The organism is Pseudomonas sp. FW507-12TSA, from assembly GCF_058781435.1.
Genome location: NZ_JBYSWT010000043.1, coordinates 43,921 through 50,715, shown reverse-complemented (window position 1 = coordinate 50,715; position 6,795 = coordinate 43,921). Strand labels below are relative to the sequence as shown.

The 6,795-nt window shown below is 63.4% G+C and carries 6 protein-coding genes; 3 read left to right on the top strand and 3 right to left on the bottom strand.

The features are described 5' to 3' along the window. Positions 1-605: SH3 domain-containing protein (locus tag AC3WK8_RS29610; RefSeq protein ID WP_335740013.1), on the top strand; the 605-nt coding region annotated here is incomplete at its 5' end. 47 nt (positions 606-652) lie between these two features. Here AC3WK8_RS29610 and AC3WK8_RS29605 read toward each other — a convergent pair. Both AC3WK8_RS29605 and AC3WK8_RS29600 read right to left on the bottom strand, forming a co-directional pair. Then, positions 653-2,188, bottom strand: coding sequence for a nucleobase:cation symporter-2 family protein (locus AC3WK8_RS29605; protein ID WP_085599514.1), 1,536 nt, complete (start codon positions 2,186-2,188; stop codon positions 653-655). A 388-nt stretch (positions 2,189-2,576) separates the two neighbouring features. Beyond that, complete coding sequence (locus AC3WK8_RS29600; protein WP_103326608.1) at positions 2,577-3,416, bottom strand: arylamine N-acetyltransferase family protein; 840 nt, start codon at positions 3,414-3,416, stop codon at positions 2,577-2,579. Between the two features lie 234 nt (positions 3,417-3,650). On the opposite strand from AC3WK8_RS29600, the gene AC3WK8_RS29595 reads away from it, so the two are divergent. Then, complete coding sequence (locus AC3WK8_RS29595; protein ID WP_085599516.1) at positions 3,651-4,235, top strand: GNAT family N-acetyltransferase; 585 nt, start codon at positions 3,651-3,653, stop codon at positions 4,233-4,235. Positions 4,236-4,265: 30 nt separating this feature from the next. Continuing rightward, positions 4,266-4,790, top strand: a complete 525-nt coding sequence (locus AC3WK8_RS29590) for a GNAT family N-acetyltransferase (RefSeq protein ID WP_085599518.1) — start codon at positions 4,266-4,268, stop codon at positions 4,788-4,790. 3 nt (positions 4,791-4,793) lie between these two features. On the opposite strand, the gene AC3WK8_RS29585 is transcribed toward AC3WK8_RS29590, so the two are convergent. Continuing rightward, complete coding sequence (locus tag AC3WK8_RS29585; RefSeq protein WP_085599520.1) at positions 4,794-6,350, bottom strand: GGDEF domain-containing protein; 1,557 nt, start codon at positions 6,348-6,350, stop codon at positions 4,794-4,796. Positions 6,351-6,795: the final 445 nt, after the last annotated feature.

Genomic DNA, 6,795 nt, shown 5'->3' with positions numbered 1-6,795 from the left:
CCCCGCCCATGGACACCTTTGCGATGGACCGAACCCTGCGCCTCCTGCCGCTGTGCGGCCTGCTGTTGCCTTTATCCCTGCCAGCCCTGGCCGAACCTGCGGTGGACTGCGCCGCCCTGGGCGAAAAAGCCTCCCGGGAAGCCGGCGACTATCGCCCGCCCCTGGAGGCCAAGGTGATCGGCACCGGGCGCCTGCATTTTCACAGCGCCCCGCACGCGGCCTGCATGGACAAGAAGCTGTTCGTGATTCCCGGCGATGGCCTGACGGTGTACGCCGCCACCGAGGACGGTTGGGCCCAGGTCATGTACATCGCCAAGGATGGGGAGGACTACAGCGGCTGGGTCGAGGAGCAGCGCCTGAAACTGGGAGGGCACTACGGCGGCGCCCAACTGCCGGCCGACGCCAGCGCCCTGATCCAGCGCCACGAGGAATGCCAGCACTTCGCCGGCGAAGAGCCTTATGACGCCGAGCGCCGGGCCGAGCTTGAAAAGGCGGTGAAGGAGAGCTGCACCGGCGTGGATCGCCAACTGGCGACACTGCGCCAGCAATACAAGGACGACCCCGAGGTCCTCCAGGCCCTGGCGCCCCTGGAGAACCTGGAATAAGCAAAAACCGGCGCCTGGGCGCCGGTCGTCAGTAACCACGGAGCCACTCAATGGGTGGTTTCGACGCTGCCACGAACATGGCTGGGTGGCGTCGCTTCGCCTTCTGCCGCGACCGCCGGACCATCGGCCAGCAGCGGTACTTCCTTGCCCTCGGCATCATGCAGCTTGCCCCCGCTGAAATAGTCCCCCTCCCGCAGGCCGGCGATGTCCTGGAAACGCAGGCTGCGCTCGGTACCGGCGACGAACACCGACTGCTGGTCCGAGTTGCCAGTGGTGAAATGGTTGAACGCCAGGTTCAGCAGGATCGCCATGATCGCCGAGGAACTGATGCCCGAGTGGAATATCGTTGCGAACCAGCTGGGGAAATGATCATAGAAGCTCGGTGCGGCAATGGGGATCATGCCGAAACCGATGGAGGTAGCGACGATGATCAGGTTCATATTGTTGCGGTAGTCGACCTTGGACAAGGTTCGGATACCGCTGGCGGCCACGGTGCCGAACAGCACGATGCCGGCCCCGCCAAGCACCGAGGTCGGTACGGCGGCGATGACCCGCCCCATGAACGGCAACAGGCCGAGGATCACCAGGAACAGGCCACCAGTGGCCACCACGAAGCGACTCTTGATCCCGGTGACCGCTACCAGCCCGACGTTCTGGGCGAAGGCGCTCTGGGTGAAGGAGCCGAAGATCGGCGCGATCATGCTTGACAGCATGTCGGCCCGCAGGCCATTGCCCAGGCGCTTGGAGTCGACCTTGGTATGGATGATCTCCCCTACCGCGAGGATATCCGCCGAGGTTTCCACCAGGGTCACCATGACCACGATGCACATCGACAGGATCGCCGCGAGATGGAAGGTCGGCATGCCGAAATGGAACGGCGTGGGCAAGCCGAACATCGGCCCCTGGGTCACTCCGGAAAAGTCAGCCATGCCCAGGAACACCGCGACCACGGTGCCGATGACCATCGCCAGGAGAATCGAGAGTCGAGAGATCGCCGCACTGCCGACCTTGCTCAGCAGCAGCACCAGGACCAGGGTGACGGCAGCCAGGCCGATGTTCGACATGCTGCCAAAATCCGCCGAACGGCTATTGCCGCCCATGGCCCAACGCGCCGCCACGGGCATCAGCGTCAGGCCGATGGTGGTGATGACGATACCGGTGACCAGGGGCGGGAAGAACTTGGTGATGCGGGAAAACACCGGGGTGATCAGCAGCCCGATCAGGGACGCGGCGATCACCGCGCCGAGCACCGACTGGAAACCACCCTCGCCGCCACTGGTCACGATCGCCACCATGGTCGACACACCCGCGAAGGACACCCCCTGCACCAACGGCAGGCGGCAGCCGAAGAACGGTACCCCCAGGGTCTGCAGCAACGTGGCCAGCCCCCCGGCGAACAACGAGGCGGCGACCAGCAGGCCGATTTCCGCCGGCGCCAGGCCGGCAGCCTGGCCGATGATCAGCGGCACCGCGACGATGCCGCCATACATGGTCAGCACGTGTTGCAGGCCGTAGGCCATATTCGCGCCAACACCCAAGTTTTCGTCTTCGGGCCGCTGCTGTGAAACCTGAGGGGTAGTCATGGTTTGGGGTTCCCTGTTTTTGTTATGCGCACACTGTATGCAACATCAAAGAGAACTGTCCATAGAATTGTATACAGTTTATCCGCCAACTTTCCGGCGTCTTCGGCTCGCAAAACCATCGCCCAGGCTGCTGCTCGCGATCCTGTCGATGCCCCGGCCACACCGGGAAAAAGCCGTTGCAGAGCCCTCGCATCAGGGCCACCGAAACCCTGGGCAAGCAAAGTCATGGACTGGCCAGCCTCATCTGGCGGCTCAATAAAAAAGGGCCGATCCGACAAACGAATCAGCCCTTGGGCGCGATCGACCAACCTCTGAGGCAACGGCATCTGGATTCTGTACACAGTCGCGGCACATCACAGCGCGACGCCAGGTGCTGCTCAGCCCTGCGTCATGCGGGTACGACTTCGGCTTGCAGCAGTCGCTCCAGCACCTGCGGCAGATCTGGATGGTCCGGCAGGCGCAAGGCGAACTCCCCCTGCAGCAGACTCTTCAGTTCCTCGACCTCGGTGATCTGGCGGCGCTCGCTGGGCTGGCCCATGCGATGCAGGGCGTAGCTCTGGTTGTGCAGGGTATGGCGTACTCCCGGGCCGATCCGCGCCACCATCAGTTGGCCGAGAAACGGCGAGGCCGGATGAGTGGAGACGTACCAATTGCCCATTTCGTAATCCACTTCGCCCTGCACCTGAAGGTCGAACACGTACATCGCGCGCCATTCATCAGCGACCTTGGCCCGCAGGATGTAGCTGGCGTCACGCCGGATGATGCGATAAGGCTCATGGGGCGTGGCCTGCTCCTGCTCGGTATCGAGCAGCAAGGGCGCGGTCGGCACCATGCCGCCGAAACCCACATCGACGATATAGCGCCGGCCATCGAGTTGCAGCAGCGTCAGGCGATGACTGCGAGGCGTGAGCGCATCTTCCGGTCCCCCCATCACTACCCGTCCGGTGATGCCCCGGACCTCGTAGCCCAAGTGCTGCAGCAGCTCCAGGAAGAGCTGATTGAGCTCATAGCAGTAGCCGCCGCGCCCGTCCTGCAAGATCTTGCGCTCCACCGCCGCCAGGTCGATGGGTACCGGTGCATGCAGCAAGGTCGAGAGACTCTCGAAAGTGAACCGGCAGACATGGCGCAGCTGCAGCTCCTGCAGGGTTTCCAGGGTGGGCGCTGGCGCTCGGTCGTAGCCGAGACGGTGCAGGTAGAGGTCGAAGTTCATCAGGTGCGGCTGGCTCATGCACGGGTCCTTGATATGAGTGTCGCGCAGGGCTCCGGCAATCCGCGTGCCGATCCACTCGAGCAACGCCAGCCCCTGCATGTCGGGTTTATGTATAAGCCAGAACAGACACGGATCGACAATCGATTCGGCTGATATTTTTTATCGCATTGGTCCCGGATTGGCCCTTGCCAAGCCGTGTCCGGGGTCTTGTAATAGCCGACCGCCCAGCCCAGACCTGGAGAATCCCCCGCCATGCACCCACTGGAAGGCCCGCGGATCATCCTGCGCCCCCTGCAAGAGAGCGACGCCGACGCCCTGGTCGAAGCGGCCCGGGACGGCGAACTGTGGAACCTGCCCTTTACCGTGGTGCCCTCACCCAGCACGGTCGGCCACTATCTGGCCAGCGCCCTGGAGGGCCGCGCCGCCGGCAGCGTGCAGCCCTTCGCCACCCTGCTGCGCGCCACTGGCCAGGTCATCGGCTGCACACGGTTCTGGAAGATCGACCGGCACAACCGCAAGCTGGAAATCGGCAGTACCTGGATCGCCAGCCGCTGGCAGCGCAGCTTCGTCAATACCGAAGCCAAGTACCTGATGCTGCGCCATGCCTTCGAGGACATGGCCTGCGTGCGGGTGCAGTTCACCACCGACGAAATCAACCACAAGTCCCGCGCGGCGATCCTGCGCCTGGGCGCACAGCAGGAGGGCATAGTGCGCCACGAACGCATCATGCCCGATGGCCGCAAGCGCAACTCCGTGCGCTTCAGCATCATTGACGACGAATGGCCGGCGGTACGCCAGCACCTGGAGCAGTTGCTCGAGCGATCCGCCACCCACTGACTACCGGCAATCAACTACAAGGATGCAGTCATGCCCACCACCCTCACCTTTCGCCATGCTCGCCACGAGGACGCCCTGTGCCTCGGCGGCCTGGCCACCCAGGTCTTCTTCGATACCTACGCCCTGGATGGCATGCGTGCCGACCTGGCCGAGGAGGCCCTGAACGTCTACGCGCCGGAGCAGTTCCGCCAACGCCTGGCCGATCCCCGGCGAATCCTGCTGCTGGCCGAACGCGAGGGGCACCTGCAGGGGTTCGCCGAGCTCGCCGCCAGCGGCACCCGCCCGCCCCTGGAACAACTGGCCGACGGCATGGAACTGGTGCGCTTGTACGTCCAGCGCCATGCCCAGCGCCAAGGCATCGGCCAGGCCCTGCTGCGCCAGGCGGAAAACCTCGCCCGGGGACGTGGCGCCAGCTGCCTGTGGCTCTGCGCCTGGGAGGGCAACCAGCCGGCCCTGGCCTTCTACCTGGCCCAGGGCTATGACGCGGTGGGTGTCACGAGCTATGAGTTCGGCGGCAATAGCTATGGCAACCAGGTGTTCTGCAAGGCCTGGTAAGGCTCAGCGATCGGAACGCTGCAGTGGCTGGGCGGACAACGCCGAGACCCGGTTGCGCCCCGTGGCCTTGGCCTGATAAAGCGCCGCATCCGCCCGCTCGATGAACACCTCGGTACTGTCGCGGCCGCTAGGCACGAAGGCATAGCAACCCAGGCTGACCGTCACGCAACCGGCCGCCGAGCCGCTATGGGGAATGTTGTGCGCCATGACGCTCTGGCGGATCTGCTCGGCCATGGCCACCGCGCCGTGGATATCGGTATCGGGCAGCAACACCGCGAACTCCTCGCCACCGTAGCGCACCGCGAGGTCGGCCTGGCGCTGGCAGCAGGCTTGCAGCGCCTGGGCCACCTGCGTCAGGCAGTGGTCGCCGGCAACGTGGCCGTAGGTATCGTTGTAGCGCTTGAAGTAATCGATATCGACCATGATCAGGGCCAGCGGACTACTCTGCCGGGCCCCTCGGCCGAACTCGATCACCAGGGCCCGTTCGAACAAGCGCCGGTTGGCCAGGCCGGTCAGGCTGTCATGGGTGGCGATCACCTCCAGCGCCTCTTGTGCCTCGCGCAAGTCGGCCTCGATCCGTTCGTTGTTGCGCACCTGGTTGACGAAGACCCAGCCGAACAATCCGACTCCCAGCAACACCAGGGCGACGATGGCCGTCGACTGGTAGGCCGAGGCATACCAGCCCTTGAGAATCGAATCCTTGGAATTGGCGGCAGCCACCACCAACGGGTACGCCTGCAACTGGCGATAGCCATACAGGCGCGGCACTCCATCGACGATCGAGGTGATCATGGCATTGCCTGCCGGGGCTTCGGGCAGGTATTTGGAAAAGATCTCGCCCCGGGACAGCGAAGCCCCGACCTGGCGAGCCTCGAATGGCCGCCGGGCGATCAGGGTGCCATCGGAGAGCGCGAGGAACATCGCCCCCTGCTCGTCGATATTGAAGCTTTTGAAGAACTGGTCGAAGTAGGTCAGCTTGATGCCGGCCATCAACACGCCCTGGAAGTTCCCAGCCTCGTCGTTGATGCGGCGGGAAATCGGGATGATCCATTCGCCATTGGCACGACTGCGGATCGCCGGGCTGATATGGGCCTGCAACGAAGCGTTCTGCTGGTGGAAACGGAAGTAGTCACGATCGGCCACGTCCTTGCCATGGGGTGAATCGTTGAAAGAGCTGACTACCCACTGGCCCTGCCGGTCATAGAGGAATACCCCGCTGAGCTGACTCAGGGCCAGCACCCGCCGGGCGAAGATCTTCTGCAGCTGCTGACGTTGCTCCGCCCCCTCGCCCAGCGCCTCGATCCATTCGCAGAGGCTCATCAGCACCAGGTCGGCCTCCATGAAGGTGTCTTCAGCCTGCTGGGCCATGGCCTGGGTCAGGTTGGTGGAGTTGACCTCGGCCTGGGCCAGGTCATGGCGCCACGACTGCTCCAGTTGCAAGTACAGCAAGCCGCACAGGCAGAGGAAAACCATGGAGATGAAACCTACCGCCGCCTTGAGCAAGGGCAGGCGTTTCAAGGTGCCACCTGGGGCATTTACATCGTATATGGGGACAGGCAATGGGTCGTCCTGACGGGAAAAGGCGTGATTTGCGACGCAAATCCCTTTGTTGTTGTCTTGGCCGGCCCGGACACCGACATTGCGCACAGCCTCGGTGCCAGACACGCGACAACCGGCAGGGAGGCGAGCGGACCGGCACATCGAGGGTTATCGGCAGCACCGGGCAATGCCTGAAGCATAGAACGCCATGGCAGTATTTCCGACATGCGTCTTGGCCGATGGCCGCTGGGGTGGCGCAGTATCACACAACGTCCCCCATCCAATGCAGTCCTCCAAAACCAATCGGACACAAACTGACCGACCAGCCAAACAGCCACAGTCTGGAGATTTTTGCTGATGGCTCTTTACTATCATTCCCTTTATCAGAAAGAATCATTTCCCCACCTTCGATGTGGGAAATTCTGGTCTATAAACAATTCCAAAAATAACTGTACCGAACCCAACA